The following is a 15,262-nucleotide window of genomic DNA, read 5'->3' as shown; positions in this document are numbered from 1 at the left end:
ACCATGACCGGTCAATCGCGGCGCAAGAGCATCCATATCGGCGGCTTCAAGCACGCCAATCCGATTCCGAACGCCTGCCGCATTGGTAATCTCGTGATGTCCGGCGTCATTCTCGGCCGCGATGCGGCCGGCGTGATGCCAGAGAGTCTCGACGCGCAATGCGCCAACATGTTTGCTCACATGAAGGCGACGGTGGAGGCCGCGGGCGGCTCGACCTCCGACATCATCAAGATGACGGTGTGGCTGAAGGACCGCACGCAGCGCGGCCCCGTCAATGTCGAATGGCTCAAGATGTTTCCGGACGAGCATTCGCGCCCGGCGCGCCACGCGCTGCCGATGGACAATATGGACGGCGGCGCGCTGGTGCAGTGCGACTTCACCGCCGTGATCGACTAAGGGAGCACTTGCATGCCGGCCTATCTGCCGTTCGATCCCAATCCGCGCCGCCCGATCAAGGCGCCGCCGCCGAAGACCGTCGACAGCCAGTTCCACGTGCTGGGTCCGATCGACAAATATCCGGAGCGTCCCGGTGCGGCCTATCGGATGCCGACCGCGACCTGGGAAGCGGCGCTGCGCGTGCACAAGACGCTCGGCATCGAGCGCGGCATCATCGTGCAGACCACGACCTACGGCGCCGACCATTCCGTCGTGCTCGACGGCCTCGCCGCAATGGGGCCGAACTATCGCGGCTGCGCCAACGCGCTGGTCTTTGCGGAAGCCAACGACTCCTATCTTGCCAAGCTGCATGATGCCGGCGTGCGCGGCGCGCGCTTCAGCTTCCGCCAGGAGCTCGGCGCGGTGCTGTCGGATGCCGATTTCGCTCGCGCCGTCGCGCGCATCCGCGAGATCGGCTGGTACGTCAAGATCCAGCCGGAGAAGGATGGCATCGTCTCCAGCGTCGCCAAATACGAAAACCTCGACGTCCCCGTGCTGATCGACCACATGGCGCGGCCGGAGCCGTCGCGCGGCAAGGACGATCCGAACCTGCGCAAGATGCTGGAGTTGCTCAAGAAGGGCAATTTCTGGGTCATGCTCTCGCTTGGCGAGAAGACCTCGCAGGCCGGCCCTCCCTACGACGACGTCATCCCGATCGCGCGCGCCTATATCGAGGCCGCCATCGACCGCTGCGTCTGGGCCAGCGACTGGCCGCATCCGGTCTCCGTCAAGCAGCCGCCGAACGACGCCGATCTGCTCGAACTGATGTACCGCTATGCGCCGGACCAGGCGGAGTTGGAGAAGATCCTGGTGCACAATCCGGCAAAGCTGTTCGGGTTTCCGGATTAGAGGCTCGGAGGTCGCCAAGAGCGCGCCGTCATCGGGGCGCGCACATCGCCCTTCACACTGCCGGCTGTTTCGCCAACCTGTCCCGCACCTCGGCCGCGATCTTGAATGAGCGCAGGCGTGCCGCGTGATCGTAGATCTGCCCCGTGGTCATTAGCTCGTCCGCGGCGGTGTCGGCGATTAGCGCCTTCAGCTTCTCTTCGACGACCGCCGGCGAGCCGACGGCGGAGCAGGCCAGCGACTGCGCGACGCCGGCCTTCTCAGCCGGCGACCACAGCGCGTCCATGTCCTCGACCGGCGGCGGCAGCTGGCCCGGCGTGCCTCGGCGCATATTGATGAACTGCTGCTGCAGCGAGGAGAACATGCGCTGCGCTTCGATATCGCTGTCGGCGGCGAACACATTGACGCCGATCATCGCATAGGGCTTGTCGAGCTGTGCCGAGGGCTCGAACCGCGCGCGATACTCGCGCAGCGCCGGCATCATCATTTGCGGCGCGAAGTGCGAGGCGAAGGCGAAAGGCAACCCGAGCATGGCCGCGAGCTGCGCGCCGAACATGCTGGAGCCGAGGATCCACAGCGGCACCTTGGTCCCCATGCCGGGCACGGCGCGGATGGCCTGGTTCGGCTGCACATCACCGAGCAGCGCCTGCAGTTCCAGCACGTCGTGCGGAAAGTTTTCGGCAGCGGTCGCAAGGTCGCGCCGCATCGCCCGTGCGGTCAGTTGGTCGGTGCCCGGCGCGCGCCCGAGCCCGAGATCGATCCGCCCGGGATAAAGCGATTCCAGCGTGCCGAACTGCTCGGCGATCACCAGCGGCGAATGGTTCGGCAGCATCACGCCGCCCGAGCCGACGCGGATCGTCCTGGTGCCGCCCGCGATATGCCCGATCACCACCGATGTCGCCGCACTCGCAATGCCCGTCATGTTGTGGTGCTCGGCGAGCCAGAACCGTTTGAAGCCCCACCGTTCCGCGTGCTGTGCGAGATCGAGTGAATTGCGAAATGCCTGCGCGGCGTCGGAACCCTGCCGGATGGGAGCGAGGTCGAGCACGGAGAAAGGGATCATAGCGACTACCGGAGTGGGGGATCTGCGTCCGAGGCAGTCACATGTAGTGTCAGCGCGCACGATGGGTAGAGCACCGTTCACAACCCTGTTATTCCGCCGCGTCTCGCCCGTCGTCTCAACTGGGCGTCTGACGCGTGTTGTTGTATCCTCCAATCAGCGCCACCGTCGCCGGGAGGACCTGACATGACCATCGTCGTACTCAGCCGCCGCAGCCTCCTCGCCGCCGGCGGCTCCGTCCTCGCAACAGGGGTTTTGGCAGCCGGCGCTTCCGGGCTGCTGCTGCCGGCGAGCGCGGACGGCCTTGCGCCGACTGAAACGATGACGGGCGGCGCGAACAACTACCGCAAGGGCGCGCCGGTCGTGGACCGGATCGGAAAGGGCGGCTTCTGGATGAGCGGCACCGTGCGCCGCGCCGGCGACGGGGCGCCGCTGGCGGGTCAACGCATCCAGATCTGGGCGCACACGGTCGAAGGCCAGGAGCACGAGCCGCAGAGTCACGGCGCCACGCTCACCGGCAAGGACGGCGCGTTTCGGCTCGAGATGCCCCAGATCATTCCGATCTTCGGCCAGCCGCATGGTCACCTCGCCTATGACAGCGGTGAGTTCAAAACCGTCTTCCTGCGGCCGATCATGCGCAGCGCCAAGGACACCAGCCTCGAGGCGCACTTCGTGCTTCAGCCGGCCTGACTGCGTTGCAGGTGCAGGGGTGGAGATCGGCCCGGATGCCCCTGATCTGGGCCGCCCTTGCCGTGGCCATCGGCGTGCCGATCGCGCTCGCAGCCGCAAGCGAGCAGCTCGCATGGCGCGGTCCGGTCTACATCCTCGCCGGATTCGCCGGGATTGTTGCACTCGGCCTGGTGCTGGTTCAACCGCTGCTGATTGGCGGAGTTTTGCCGGGCCTGTCGGCCTATCGCGCACGGCGCGCCCATCACTGGATCGGCGATGCGCTTGCCCTGGCGGTGGTGATCCATGTCGCTGGCCTCTGGTTCACCAGTCCGCCGGATATGATCGACGCGCTGACCTTCTCATCGCCGACGCCATTTTCCCCCTTTGGCGTGGTCGCCATGTGGGCGATCTTCGCGGTCGCGGTTCTGGCTGCGCTGCGCCGGCGGTTGGGATTGCGGCTGCGAACCTGGCGCTTCGTCCATATTCCCCTCGCGCTCGTCATCGTCGCATGCAGCGTGGTCCACTGCCTGCTGATCGAGGGGACGATGGAGAGCATCTCGAAGGCAGTGCTCTGCGCAGCTGTGCTGGCGGCCACCGTCAAGGTCATGGCTGACCTCTGGCGAAAGCGGATGGTGCGGAGCGAGACCGTCGCGCGGCAGTAAACCGGGCGACGCCGCTCTTCAAACATCTTGGGCGCCGTCAGTGCCAATGCGTGCGCAGCTTGCCGCAAATGATGATGGGACGTATCCTCGCGCAATGACCGTCAGCGCTCCCGACCTGAAAGCCTTCCTGCTCGCGACGCCGTTCTTCGGCGGCCTTTCCGACTCCAGTCTCGACCTCCTGATCTCGATGCTGGTCGAGTGCCGCTTCGATGTTGGCGCGACAATCGTGGCGGAAGGCGAGCCGGGCCGCTCGATGTTCATCGTCAAATCCGGCCGGCTGGCCGTGAGCAAACGGGCGCATGCGGGAACGCTCGTCCCGATTTCCGTTCTGGAGGCGGGCGATTTCTTCGGCGAGATGACGCTGATCGAAATGCAAAACCGCTCGGCTACGGTGGTCGCGGAGAGCGAGACCGTGCTGTATGAGCTGACCGCCCAAAAGCTCTACGCCTGTTACAAGGCCGATATCCGCGCCTATGTGATCGTGCTGCAGAACATCAATCGCGAACTGTGCCGGCGGCTGCGGCGTGCCGACGATCGCGTCACGGCGCATCGGCCGGGCGACGAGGAAACCCCCGAGAGATGAATACGCGCCTCGTTCCCGAGCTCGTCATCTTCGATTCTGACGGCGTTCTGGTTGATAGTGAGATCATCGCGCTGACCGTCCTTGCCCGGAAAGCCGCCGAGGAAGGCGTGGCGATCGGCGTGGACGATGCCGTGCGTTCCTTCAGAGGGGTCAAGATGGCGGATTGCGTCCGCGACATCGAACGCCGGCTGGGCCGTAGCGTCCGGGACAGTTTTGTCGCGGACGTTCGACAGGCAACGGCGCTGGCGTTTGACGCCGAGCTGCAGCCCATCGAAGGAATTCATGCCGCGCTCGCCGAAATCACCATTCCCGTTTGCGTGGCGTCGAACGGACCGATGTCGAAGCTCACGCATGCGCTCGGATTGACGAAACTTCTTGAGCATTTCCAGGGCCGCATCTTCAGCGCGTACGAGGTTGGTTCGTGGAAGCCGGATCCCGGCCTGTTTCTGCATGCCGCGCAAACGATGGGTGCGCACCCCTCAAATTGCGTCGTTGTCGAGGATTCGTTGTCGGGAGTCCGCGCCGCAAAGGCTGCAGGAATGAAAGTCCTGGGTTTTGCCGGAGGCGATGCGCACGCCGAACTGGAGCTGACGCCGATTTGCGACGCCGTCTTCCATCGGATGGGCGACCTGCCGACGCTGCTGTAACTCACCATGCGGCACGTGCGGGATGGGTAGCGTACTTGTGAATCCCATCGCGCGCGTCATCGAACGCGGCTGCCGCCGCAATCTCACCTATAGGGGCGCGGACCGCGCTCTGGGGGAACTGGCCGCTGCACGTAAGGGTTCAGCAAGCACATGGCGGAAAGGCCTGCTGCCGTCGCCTTGCACTCTTCCCACGAGCTATAGTGGCACGAAATATAGCTGGCGCCGCCCCACTCCCACTTCTGAAGGCAGACCGGATAGTTGCCGTTGAACCGTTGAGCTGCGGCCGGAGCGGACGCCGACATTGTGATCCAAAGGATGAGGAGAAAGGGAAGCGCGCGCATGATGTGACTCCCAGGATTTGCGGATCCTGCTTCAGGGGACTGCGGACACAGAGAGTCCGGTCCTCCAGCACAGCAACAATACCAAGCCGCCCGCGCGGAGCAAAGGTCGCTGCGGTCCTTCCGGCAACTGCCTCTCAGACACTTCCGCATCAGCAAGAGCAGACCGCAGTCTTGTATCGAACGGCAGTTAAACAACATTACGGTCGGGGAATCGGCGTTGTAGTCCTTCGGACGCAGGAGCTCGCATCGCGCGATGCTCGGAAGTGACCCGTTGCAGACGTCAACTGCCCTGCCGACCGCCTTTCCGCGCAAAGAGTATCAGCAGGGGATAGATCAGTGCGAGAGTGAAGATCGCGTCAAACAGGTAAACCGCGAATCCTCGACCAGCCGGTGCACTGACCCAGAACGTAAACTCTCTCGCGTCAGAGAACCGTATTGGCAGATTGAGCGCGGTCGAGATGAAGCGACCGACCCAGCCCTCTGCGCAGGTAAAGCTTTGTTCCCCGTCAGTCCAACTGCATCCGATGGATTTCAGCATAGGATAAGCCGCAAGCTCCAAGGGGATTACAACGACGGCCGCTCCCACGATGCATAGGCAAAGCAGGCTCACAACTCGGAGAATACGGAGCATTCTCGACGTCGCCATCCACCGAGAGTACCAGGGTCGAGAGCAACTTGCGACTTTCGTTGGTTTGCTCTGCAGGCGACATCTAGGTGCTGGTAAACGGACTGTTGCGCTGAATGAGCCAGCGCTCGTCTCCCATAGCCGAGATCGAAGACCTGGTCATTTTGACCTGAGCAGTTAACTCGGCCAGCAAGGTCTTTCTGCCACTACGTTGGCGGTACTTTGACTAACGCAGGTTCCCCGATGAAGGTCTCCCTGATACGGCTTGCAATGGTCATCGCGGCTGCATGGTTTGATGCGAACGCCTTTGCGGTCACTCCCTATTCTTTTTCTGATCATCCGTCGCAGGATGGCCGCTGCATCGACGACCATGGCGTCGGCGACATTGATCGGTCGGAGCGGGCCTGTCTGGAACAGGTCGGCGAATTCGCCAAGCGCGTTGGCCCTGGTTTGCAACTGAAGTTCAGGAACGGGAAGACGAGGATTTATCTCAACGAGGAAGCGAAGTGTCGGTCCGGCGACGCTGACGGCTGCCTCAAGTATCAACTGACGGGGTATTTTCCCGAGCACGACCTTGTCTTGATCGAGGTTGATTATTGGGAAGGTGCGAGTTGGCTCCTCGTGAGGATCGCTACGGGTGACGTTGTGGAAATCGTTGCGCCTCCGCACTACTCGCCGGACAGGCGCTGGCTCGCATCTGTCGCCTCGTCTGTAGGTCCCGCTGGCCTTCCCAACGGAATGGACGTCGTTCCGGCGACGCCCGATCCCTCTCTCAAGGAGTGGCATTATCGGGTCCCGGACGATGGCCAATGGCTCTATGAATTCGCCGGCTTCGAGGGAAACGCTCGCATCAAGCTTCTTGCGTCGTCGATGACAGGGCCCCAACGAGGCGTTTCAGGCTTTATTGAACGCCGGAAGGGCGAATGGCAGCTGAGAGGGCCACGGTAAGAACCGCGCAGTTTCCGCACATTGGCCTCGGGACGACAAAGGTTCACTTCCGTTAAAGCGAGCCTGACCTCGTCACACTGCCACGCGCGTTCAGGTCCTGGCGAGGGATACCCTGACGTTCAGGGAAGGCCGGTACGCTATAGCAACGCCATCGAGTGCAGCGAGTTTCTGTGAAAGCCGAAGGCAACGATGCCGGACAGAAGCAGTGCAGTCCCAGTCACGATCAGGCCAAACGCAATCACTATCGGAGCCTCTTGTTGGTCTTGAATGAGAAGGACGATAATGGATAAAATTTTACCGACAATCGAAAGGAAGAATTAACCTTACCTGCGGGGCAGAGGAGCCCCCTCGGGCAAAACACCCCGGCTGCCGCGAAACGCGTCAATCCCTTCTCACAAAAATATTCCACTTTACCGAAATTCGGAATTACGGCATTCTTCTCGCATCCCGGCCCGATGGAGAGGGGCGATCGTACGTCGTCACGAGCGTGGGTTGGGGAAGCGGTGGACGCGGCAGCGCCGGCGCGGATGTGAGGGCAGGGCGGGCAGAGGATTGAGCCGAACCCCGTGAGCCCGGCACAAGCCGTGTCGTACGAACGGCGCCTATGCGTACGGCAAAACCGTGTGGTCCTGGCCGTCGTCGCTACGGTCAAGCACTTGCGGAGGCGGCACTGGCGTCAACCGGCGCGGTGTCGGTGAATTCCGTGAGGCGACGGAGGCAAAAGAAATTCGTCTCCGGGGAGAGCACGGCATAAGCCGTCCAACCATCGCGCAGGGAAGGCCGAGTGTTCGGCGTCACCTGTATGCTGCTGTGCGGTTTCCTTGCGCTACACTTTCGCGCAGCGGACCGCGGGTGCCCGTCGGCACCCGGTCTTCCCTGCGCCCTCTTCGGAAGAGGAGGGCAACGGAAACGAGCAAAACTCGGGCGTTCAGTGCCGCGAGACTGCCTGTTCATGCTCATTTGAAGAAGATGAAATGGTGCTGCCAGACAGGATTGAACTGTCGACCTCTCCATTACCAATGGAGTGCTCTACCACTGAGCTACGGCAGCAATGCTGGGATAAGAATCGGCCGCCACAGGGGCCTACCAAGCGGGCCGATATCTGCCACAGGCCTCCCCGCTGTGCAAGCTTGCAGGGACGGCCAAAATGAGAAAATCGGGCCGATATCGGGGATAATACGGCTGTTTTGGTCCGAAACGGCCGACTTTCCGTCGATTTTGGTTCCTGTTCCCCGGCCAAGTGGCCAGTTGGCCGGTGTGGCAGATTCGGCCCATTTTGAGTTTCGCACGATCGGGATCGCGCTGGCCTCTTGAGCTGCCGCATTCTCTGGGCATGTTAACGCCAGGGGATGCATGGATCCGAGATGGCTGACGAGAACGACAGGACCACGAAACAGGCGAGGGGATCGCGGGACGACCGCCTGAAATCGGCGCTGCGGGAGAATCTGAAGCGGCGCAAGGCGCAGGCGCGCGAACGCGCCGCAAGCGCCGACCCCTCGCAGAACGATGATGCTTCCCTAGATGAGGGGGCCGCCGGCAAAGCCGGGTAATTCGCAATTGGAGTGCGTGGACGTGGCCATGGGGCAGAACGAGCAGGACAGAGCCGACCGAGACGCGATGATGTCGCGTTTCACCCGCCCCGAGCAGACGTTCCCGGTGCTCACATCTGCCGAGATCGAGCGGATCAGGAATTTCGGCGAGCTCCGGACGTACAAGGACGGCGAGCTGCTGTTCGAGACCGGCAAGCCGGGGCCAGGCATGTTCGTCGTGCTGAAAGGCCACGTCGCGATCACCCAGCGCGACGGTCTCGGTCATGTCACCCCGCTGATCGAGCAGGGGCCGGGGCAGTTCCTGGCCGAGCTCAGCCAGCTATCCGGCCGCCCGGCGCTGGTCGACGGCCGCGCCGAAGGCGATGTCGAGACGCTGCTGTTGCCGCCCGAGCGCCTGCGCGCGCTGCTGGTGGCTGAGGCCGAGCTCGGTGAACGCATCATGCGCGCGCTGATCCTGCGCCGGGTCAATCTGCTCCAGGCCGGCGTCGGCGGCATCGTGCTGATCGGTCCCTCGCATTCGGTCGGCGTGGTGCGCTTGCAGGGGTTTCTGACCCGCAACGGCCAGCCGCATCACCTGCTCGATCCCGACCGTGATCGCGACGCCGCCGAGGTGATCGCGCGCTATTCGCCGAAGCCGGAGGACTGGCCGCTGGTCGTCACGTCGGATGGCGCGGTGCTGCGCAACCCCGGCGAGACCGAGCTTGCGCGCGCCATCGGCATGATCGGCGGCCCGCGCAATGACCGCATCTACGACGTCGCGATCGTCGGCTGCGGGCCGGCGGGGCTCGCCACCGCGGTGTACGCGGCCTCCGAAGGGCTGTCGGTCGCCGTGCTCGACACCCGCGCCTTCGGCGGCCAGGCCGGCGCCAGCGCACGCATCGAAAACTATCTGGGCTTTCCGACCGGCATTTCCGGACAGGCGCTGACGGCGCGCGCCTTCAACCAGGCACAAAAGTTCGGCGCCGACATCATGATTCCCGTCACGGTGAAGTCGCTCGACTGCACGCGCAAGGACGGCGCGTTTGCGGTTGCGCTCGACGGCAGCGATCCCTTGCGTTCGCGTGCCGTGGTGGTCGCGAGCGGCGCGCGCTATCGCCGGCCTGACATCGAGAACCTCGACAAGTTCGAGGGCCGTGGCGTCTGGTACTGGGCCTCGCCGGTCGAGGCGAAGCTCTGTGCCGGCGAGGAGGTGGCACTGGTCGGCGCCGGCAATTCGGCGGGGCAGGCGGCCGTGTTCCTGTCGGGACACGCCAAGAAAGTTCTGATGATCATCCGCGGCGGCGGCTTGGGGGCCAGCATGTCGCGCTATCTCATCGAGCGCATCGAAGCGACGCCGAACATCGAGCTGCTGTTCAACACCGAGATCTCGGCGCTCGAGGGCGATGAGGCTTCGCTGCTGCGGCGCATCCGCCTAAAGAGCCGCTTGTCGAATGACGAAGAGTCTGTCGACATCAAGAATCTCTTTTTGTTCGTCGGCGCCGATCCCGCAACCACCTGGCTCGACGGCTGCGGTGTGACGCTCGATCGGGGCGGCTTCGTCGTGACGGGCGCGCAGTCCGAGCTGAACCAGGGCAAGCTGGTGGCGCCGCTCGAGACCTCAGTGCCCGGCGTCTACGCCGTCGGCGACGTCCGCTCCGGCTCGGTCAAGCGCGTCGGCGGCGCCATCGGCGAAGGCGCGCAGGTCGTGGCCTCCCTGCACAGCTATCTCGGCGACGCCGCAAAACCGGCGCTTTAGTCAAGGATAAGACAAGGGAACGGCAAGTCGAATGTGACTTGCAGTTTTGCCGACAACTACAGACTATCTCCCCATCCTGAGGAGCCGCGATAGCGGCGTCTCGAAGGATCGAGGCCCGACTGCCAAAGCCGGGCCTTTGATGGTTCGAGGCGGCGCTTGCGCGCCTCCTCACCATGAGGAGCTACAAACAAACCGCCTAACGGGAGGACTAAATGGCCGAACTCGTCGTGCTCTACAAAACGCCCAAAGACGCTGCTGCCTTCGACAAGCATTATGCCGAGACCCACATCCCGCTCGCCAAGAAGCTTCCCGGCCTGAAGAAATATGCCGTCAGCACCGGCGCAGTCGGCTCGCCCGCCGGACCGTCAGGCGTGCACCTCGTCGCCATTCTCACCTTCGACAGCGTGGGTGACATCCAGAAGGCGTTCGGCAGCGAAGCCGGCAAGGCAGCCGCAGGCGACGTGCCGAAATTCGCCAGCGGCGGCGCTGATCTGCTGATCTTCGACACCAAGGAAGTCTGATCGAGATGATCGATTAAACTTTCGTCGAAGCTGCTGCTGTTTGTGACAGCGCTGCAAAAACTTCAGCCATGCGTTTTTCGATTCGCACGATGATGCATGGCTGCACGCACATGTGTGATCGTGCCGCATGTGGCAATCCGATGAGGACCGTAATATCAATCTCCCGATCTCAATTTCAGAGAGTAGGAGAGATGCCATGGTTCTCGGGATGAGCCTGCAAGCCTTCACACTGGTCCATGTCATCATCAGCCTGATCGGCATCGTCGCGGGCGTGATCGTGATGTTCGGCCTGCTCGGCTCGAAGCCGATGCCGGGTCTCACTGCGATCTTCCTGCTGTTCACGATCCTCACCAGCGCCACCGGCTTCCTGTTTCCGTTCAAGGAGCTGCTGCCCTCCCAGATCATCGCCGCGATCTCGCTGGTGCTGCTCGCGATCGCCTGCATCGCGCTGTACGGCATGAAGCTCAAAGGCGTCTGGCGTCCTGTCTATGTCGTGACCGCGATGATCTCGCTCTACTTCAACGTCTTCGTGCTGATCATCCAGTCGTTCCTGAAAGTGCCCGCGCTGGCCGCGCTCGCGCCGGCCGTGCCACCCGCGCCGCCGTCCGGCCCTGTCTTCGCCGTGGTGCAGGGCATCGTGCTGGTGTTCTTCGTGCTCGTGACCATCGGCGCCTGGCGCCGCTACAAGCCGATGACGTTCGCCTGATCGTCGGCCGGTCGTCATTCCAAGGCATCGCGCAGCGATGAACTATGGTGCGCAATTACGCACCTGAGAATCTCGCGCCACAATCTCTGGATTCCGGGTTCGCGCTGTGCGCGCCCCGGAATGACTCGAGGCAACAAGGAGTCCCCAATGCCTACCATCACCACCAAAGACGGCGTCGAGATCTTCTACAAGGATTGGGGCTCGGGCCAGCCGGTCGTGTTCAGTCATGGCTGGCCGCTGTCATCAGATGATTGGGACGCGCAGATGATGTTCTTCGTCACCCGCGGCTATCGCGTCATCGCCCATGACCGCCGCGGCCATGGCCGCTCGGCGCAGGTCGCCGGCGGCCACGACATGGATCACTATGCCGACGATCTCGCGGCGCTGACTGCGCATCTCGATCTCAAGAGCGCCCTCCATGTCGGCCATTCCACCGGCGGCGGCGAGGTCGTGCACTACATCGCGCGCCATGGCGAGAGCCGGGTCGCAAAGGCCGCTATCCTCTCCGCGGTGCCGCCGCTGATGGTGAAGACCGAGGCCAATCCCGGTGGCCTGCCGAAGAGTGTGTTCGACGGCTTCCAGGCCGCGCTCGCGGCCGGCCGCTCGGCCTTCTATCGCGACATCGCCGCCGGGCCGTTCTATGGCTACAACCGTCCCGGCGCCAAACCGTCGGAAGCGGTGATCCAGAACTGGTGGCGCCAGGGCATGATGGGCGGCGCGAAGGCGCATTACGACGGCATCGTCGCGTTCTCGCAGACGGACTTCACCGAGGACCTCAAGAAGATCAACGTGCCGGTGCTGGTGATGCACGGCGACGACGATCAGGTCGTGCCCTACGCCGATTCCGCGCCGCTGTCGGCCAAGCTGCTCAAGAACGGTACGTTGAAAACCTACAAGGGCTTTCCGCACGGCATGCCGACCACGGAAGCCGAAACCATCAACGCGGACCTGCTCGCGTTCTTCAAGGGCTGAGCCGAACGCTCATTCGAGGATCGCCCGGATCGTATCAAAGGTTCGCTTGACGAAAGCCTCCGGCTTGTCGCGCGTGCCTTCGCTGAGCCAGCTCTCGCCGCCGACGCGCATCGCGCCGGTGGCGATCATGGCGACGAGCCGGGCCTTCAGCTGGTCCGATTTGCGGGGCGAGCGTTGCGCAAGCCCGTCCGCCAGCGCGCGCTCGAGCTTTTCGTATTTGAGCTGGTCGCGAGCCTGAAGCGCCGGGTTGTCCCGCTTGAGCTGCGACATCGCCGCCGCCTCGGCCGGATCGATCCGCTTGATCGCCGTGGCGATCGCGTTCTCCGCCGCCGTCAGCATGGATTCATCCGCCGGCCGCGCCAGGATCTCGGTGACCAGCGCGGCCGCGGCATCCTCCTGCCAGGCGGCGACCACGTCCTCCTTGGATGCGAAGTAGTGGAAGAAGCTCCGCCGTGACATGTCGGCCGCATCGGCGATGTCCTCGATGGTGGTGGCCTCGAAGCCGCGCGCCAGGAATAGCGCCATCGCGGCACGCTTCAGCCGCTCGCGGGTTTCCTGCTGCTTGCGCTGGCGCAGGCCAGGGCCATCAGGGGATTTTTCTCCTGCCGGCAATGGCTTGGCGCCTATCCTGACCGATGCCCTGACGGGCTTCGAAGCCTTCAATGATTCCACCTCTTGCAAACTTGCACTCAGTGCACATTTAGACCCGTCGCGGACCTCGTTCCAGCCCCGAACGGAGATGTGGCATGACCGACTGGACCACGGCAGACATCCCATCGCTCAGCGGCAAGACCGCCGTGGTGACCGGCGCCACCGGCGGCCTTGGTTACGAGACGGCACTGGCGTTGGCGGGCGCCGGAGCCATCGTCATACTCACCGGGCGCAACGACGCAAAGGGCCTGCGGGCGATCGAGGGCATTTGCGCGAAGTTTCCCAATGCTCTGATCGCCTATGAGCATCTCGACCTCGCCAGCCTGTCCTCGGTCGCCGATTTCGCCAGGCGCTTTGCCGCAAGCAACGACCAGCTCGACCTCCTGATCAACAATGCCGGCGTGATGGCGCTGCCGAAGCGACAGCAGACCGAGGATGGTTTCGAGATGCAGCTCGGCACCAATTATCTCGGCCATTACGCGCTGACGGCGCGCCTGTTGCCGCAGCTTCGCCGCGCCAAGGCGCCTCGGATCGTCAATCTGTCGAGCCTCGCGCACCGCTCCGGCGCGATCAATTTCGACGACCTGCAGAGCAAGCGGTCCTATCGTCCCTGGCGCGCTTACTGCCAGTCCAAGCTCGCGATGCTGATGTTCTCGCTCGAATTGCAGCGGCGCAGCGACGCGGCCGGTTGGGGTTTGAGGAGCGTTGCCGCCCATCCCGGCTACGCGCGCACCGATCTCATTTCGAACGGTCCGGGCGCCAACACCTTGCAATGGCGAGTGGGCCGGTTGCTCCAGCCGTTGATGAGCCAGTCCGCCGGGGAAGGCGCGCTGCCGACCCTGTTCGCGGCGACCTCGCCGACCGCGGAGCCCGGCGGCTATTATGGTCCGAACGGGTTTTACGAGTTGAAGGGGGCACCTCGGCCTGCGCGGATCATGCCGCAGGCAAAGGATTTCACTTCCTCCGCCATGCTGTGGGATGTCTCGGCGACACTGACAGGTGTATCCTTCGACGAGATCGCGGCCGCCGCATGAGCCGCGACTTCCGTGGGGACGTTCCGATGCGTGTCATCATTTTCGGCGCGACTGGCATGGTCGGGCAGGGCGTTCTGCGCGAGTGCCTGGTCGATGCCGGTGTCGAGCGCGTGCTGGTGGTCGGACGCAGCCCGACCGGCGTGCAAAACGCGAAGCTGACCGAGATCATCCACAACGATTTCACAGACTATTCGGCGATCGAGGGGCAGCTCACCGGATTCGATGCCTGCTTCTTCTGTCTCGGCGTCTCCTCCATCGGTATGAGCGAAGAGCGTTACCGCCATCTCACTTACGACATCACGCTCGCTGCTGCGACGACGCTGGCGCGGCTCAATCCGCAGATGACTTTCACCTATGTTACCGGCGCGGGCACTGACTCCACCGAGCAGGGCTCGCGGATGTGGGCGCGGGTCAAGGGCAAGACCGAGAACGATCTGCTCAAGCTGCCGTTCAAGGCCGCCTATATGTTTCGGCCCGGCGCGATCCAGCCTTTGCATGGCACCCGCTCAAAGACGGCCTGGGTGCAGGCGGTCTACGATGTGACCTGGCCGCTGTGGTCAGTGCTGCGCCGGATCTCGCCCGCGCTCGTCACCTCGACCGAGCAGATGGGCCGCGCCATGATTCACGTCGCGCGGGTCGGTTATCCCAAGAAGGTACTGGAGATGAGGGATATCAATAGCCTCTAGTCCTTGGTCTGCCGGGCCGCTAGTTTGCGAGGAAATTTTGGCCGCCCCGCGCGTTGAGCCGGATCGGCCCCCGAGGAGAAGTGTCGGTGATGTCTCCGCAGCTCAAACTGATCGCGCTCGATGCCGACGATCTCGCCGTGATCTCGACTCATGTGCAGGATGCGCGCGTCCAGCCTTCCGACATCATCTGGCGGCAGGGCGAGAAGCGCCTGGTGGTTGGCATGAGCCGGCTGGACTGGGAGCAGACGCTGGATGGTGAGGCCGAGCCGCGTCGGCTGGTCGCGGCGCTCCGCTTCGACCGCGTGCTCGCCTGCAAATCGCGCAACATCGACTTGGGGGCGCCGGACAAGATTCTGGACCTCGTCGGCATTGAGTTTCACCCCCAGGACGGCCGTGACGAGGAGCCCGGCGGCAGCGCGCTATTGCTGTTTGCCCAGGGCGGCGCCATCCGCCTCGATGTTGAATGCCTGGAATGCCAGCTGACCGATCTCGGGACGGACGAGCTGGGAACGGGGCCTGGGATCGAGGGGGAGGGGTGAGGCGGGCCTGTATACCAGCTTCACCGTCTCAGACCCTCGCTCGAACGGTAGC

Annotated in this window: 18 protein-coding genes and 1 tRNA gene; 15 read left to right on the top strand and 4 right to left on the bottom strand. The window is 63.7% G+C overall.

What is annotated here, in order from left to right; all coding sequences use genetic code 11:
* Nucleotides 1-3: 3 nt before the first annotated feature.
* Together JQ587_RS20420 and JQ587_RS20415 are read left to right on the top strand one after the other, a co-directional pair.
* The gene (locus JQ587_RS20420; RefSeq protein ID WP_212426419.1) at nucleotides 4-396 is read left to right on the top strand and encodes a RidA family protein; all 393 of its coding nucleotides are present in this window, start codon (nucleotides 4-6) and stop codon (nucleotides 394-396) included.
* 12 nt (nucleotides 397-408) lie between these two features.
* Complete coding sequence (locus JQ587_RS20415; protein ID WP_212426418.1) at nucleotides 409-1,284, top strand: amidohydrolase family protein; 876 nt, start codon at nucleotides 409-411, stop codon at nucleotides 1,282-1,284.
* 52 nt (nucleotides 1,285-1,336) lie between these two features.
* On the opposite strand, the gene JQ587_RS20410 is transcribed toward JQ587_RS20415, so the two are convergent.
* The gene (locus JQ587_RS20410; RefSeq protein WP_212426417.1) at nucleotides 1,337-2,344 is read right to left on the bottom strand and encodes an LLM class flavin-dependent oxidoreductase; all 1,008 of its coding nucleotides are present in this window, start codon (nucleotides 2,342-2,344) and stop codon (nucleotides 1,337-1,339) included.
* Nucleotides 2,345-2,527: 183 nt separating this feature from the next.
* Here JQ587_RS20410 and JQ587_RS20405 point away from each other — a divergent pair, with 183 nt between their 5' ends.
* The 4 genes from JQ587_RS20405 (at nucleotide 2,528) to JQ587_RS20390 (ending at nucleotide 4,902) form a co-directional block, all read left to right on the top strand.
* The gene (locus JQ587_RS20405) at nucleotides 2,528-3,031 is read left to right on the top strand and encodes a peptidase associated/transthyretin-like domain-containing protein (RefSeq protein ID WP_212426416.1); all 504 of its coding nucleotides are present in this window, start codon (nucleotides 2,528-2,530) and stop codon (nucleotides 3,029-3,031) included.
* A 35-nt stretch (nucleotides 3,032-3,066) separates the two neighbouring features.
* A complete protein-coding gene (locus tag JQ587_RS20400; protein ID WP_212426415.1) occupies nucleotides 3,067-3,672 on the top strand; it encodes a ferric reductase-like transmembrane domain-containing protein in 606 nt (201 codons plus the stop codon).
* 94 nt (nucleotides 3,673-3,766) lie between these two features.
* Nucleotides 3,767-4,255 (top strand): Crp/Fnr family transcriptional regulator, encoded by a 489-nt coding sequence (locus tag JQ587_RS20395; RefSeq protein WP_212426414.1) that lies wholly within the window; start codon nucleotides 3,767-3,769, stop codon nucleotides 4,253-4,255.
* A complete protein-coding gene (locus JQ587_RS20390) occupies nucleotides 4,252-4,902 on the top strand; it encodes an HAD family hydrolase (RefSeq protein ID WP_212426413.1) in 651 nt (216 codons plus the stop codon). The genes JQ587_RS20395 and JQ587_RS20390 overlap by 4 nt, the downstream gene beginning before the upstream one ends.
* A gap of 83 nt (nucleotides 4,903-4,985) precedes the next feature.
* Here the strand turns inward: JQ587_RS20390 and JQ587_RS20385 are convergent, their stop codons facing one another.
* Entirely contained in the window at nucleotides 4,986-5,243 is a 258-nt protein-coding gene (locus JQ587_RS20385; RefSeq protein ID WP_212426412.1) for a DUF3551 domain-containing protein, read from the bottom strand.
* A gap of 868 nt (nucleotides 5,244-6,111) precedes the next feature.
* On the opposite strand from JQ587_RS20385, the gene JQ587_RS20380 reads away from it, so the two are divergent.
* Complete coding sequence (locus tag JQ587_RS20380; RefSeq protein WP_249154408.1) at nucleotides 6,112-6,816, top strand: hypothetical protein; 705 nt, start codon at nucleotides 6,112-6,114, stop codon at nucleotides 6,814-6,816.
* Between the two features lie 975 nt (nucleotides 6,817-7,791).
* Here JQ587_RS20380 and JQ587_RS20375 read toward each other — a convergent pair.
* Nucleotides 7,792-7,866 (bottom strand) — tRNA-Thr (locus tag JQ587_RS20375).
* 314 nt (nucleotides 7,867-8,180) lie between these two features.
* On the opposite strand from JQ587_RS20375, the gene JQ587_RS20370 reads away from it, so the two are divergent.
* The 5 genes from JQ587_RS20370 (at nucleotide 8,181) to JQ587_RS20350 (ending at nucleotide 12,300) form a co-directional block, all read left to right on the top strand.
* A complete protein-coding gene (locus tag JQ587_RS20370; protein ID WP_212298560.1) occupies nucleotides 8,181-8,366 on the top strand; it encodes a hypothetical protein in 186 nt (61 codons plus the stop codon).
* 28 nt (nucleotides 8,367-8,394) lie between these two features.
* Complete coding sequence (locus JQ587_RS20365) at nucleotides 8,395-10,101, top strand: FAD-dependent oxidoreductase (RefSeq protein ID WP_212426491.1); 1,707 nt, start codon at nucleotides 8,395-8,397, stop codon at nucleotides 10,099-10,101.
* A gap of 212 nt (nucleotides 10,102-10,313) precedes the next feature.
* Nucleotides 10,314-10,622 carry an EthD family reductase gene (locus JQ587_RS20360; RefSeq protein WP_063200138.1) on the top strand — a complete coding sequence of 103 codons (309 nt, stop codon included), beginning with the start codon at nucleotides 10,314-10,316 and terminating at the stop codon, nucleotides 10,620-10,622.
* A gap of 196 nt (nucleotides 10,623-10,818) precedes the next feature.
* Entirely contained in the window at nucleotides 10,819-11,328 is a 510-nt protein-coding gene (locus JQ587_RS20355) for a hypothetical protein (RefSeq protein WP_212426411.1), read from the top strand.
* A gap of 147 nt (nucleotides 11,329-11,475) precedes the next feature.
* Entirely contained in the window at nucleotides 11,476-12,300 is an 825-nt protein-coding gene (locus tag JQ587_RS20350; RefSeq protein ID WP_212426410.1) for an alpha/beta fold hydrolase, read from the top strand.
* Nucleotides 12,301-12,309: 9 nt separating this feature from the next.
* Here JQ587_RS20350 and JQ587_RS20345 read toward each other — a convergent pair whose 3' ends face one another.
* Nucleotides 12,310-12,963, bottom strand: a complete 654-nt coding sequence (locus tag JQ587_RS20345) for a TetR/AcrR family transcriptional regulator (protein WP_212426409.1) — start codon at nucleotides 12,961-12,963, stop codon at nucleotides 12,310-12,312.
* Between the two features lie 83 nt (nucleotides 12,964-13,046).
* Between JQ587_RS20345 and JQ587_RS20340 the strand changes: the two genes are divergently transcribed.
* The 3 genes from JQ587_RS20340 (at nucleotide 13,047) to JQ587_RS20330 (ending at nucleotide 15,210) form a co-directional block, all read left to right on the top strand.
* Nucleotides 13,047-13,985: an SDR family oxidoreductase gene (locus JQ587_RS20340; RefSeq protein ID WP_212298556.1), complete on the top strand. Its 939-nt coding sequence runs from the start codon at nucleotides 13,047-13,049 to the stop codon at nucleotides 13,983-13,985.
* Nucleotides 13,986-14,011: 26 nt separating this feature from the next.
* Nucleotides 14,012-14,671 carry an NAD-dependent epimerase/dehydratase family protein gene (locus JQ587_RS20335; RefSeq protein WP_212426408.1) on the top strand — a complete coding sequence of 220 codons (660 nt, stop codon included), beginning with the start codon at nucleotides 14,012-14,014 and terminating at the stop codon, nucleotides 14,669-14,671.
* Nucleotides 14,672-14,760: 89 nt separating this feature from the next.
* The gene (locus tag JQ587_RS20330; RefSeq protein WP_212298554.1) at nucleotides 14,761-15,210 is read left to right on the top strand and encodes a DUF2948 family protein; all 450 of its coding nucleotides are present in this window, start codon (nucleotides 14,761-14,763) and stop codon (nucleotides 15,208-15,210) included.
* Nucleotides 15,211-15,262 lie beyond the last annotated feature (52 nt).

The sequence above is a fragment of the Bradyrhizobium manausense genome, assembly GCF_018130615.1.
Taxonomy (GTDB): Bacteria; Pseudomonadota; Alphaproteobacteria; order Rhizobiales; family Xanthobacteraceae; genus Bradyrhizobium; species Bradyrhizobium manausense_A.
This window is presented reverse-complemented; position numbering and strand designations above follow the sequence as displayed.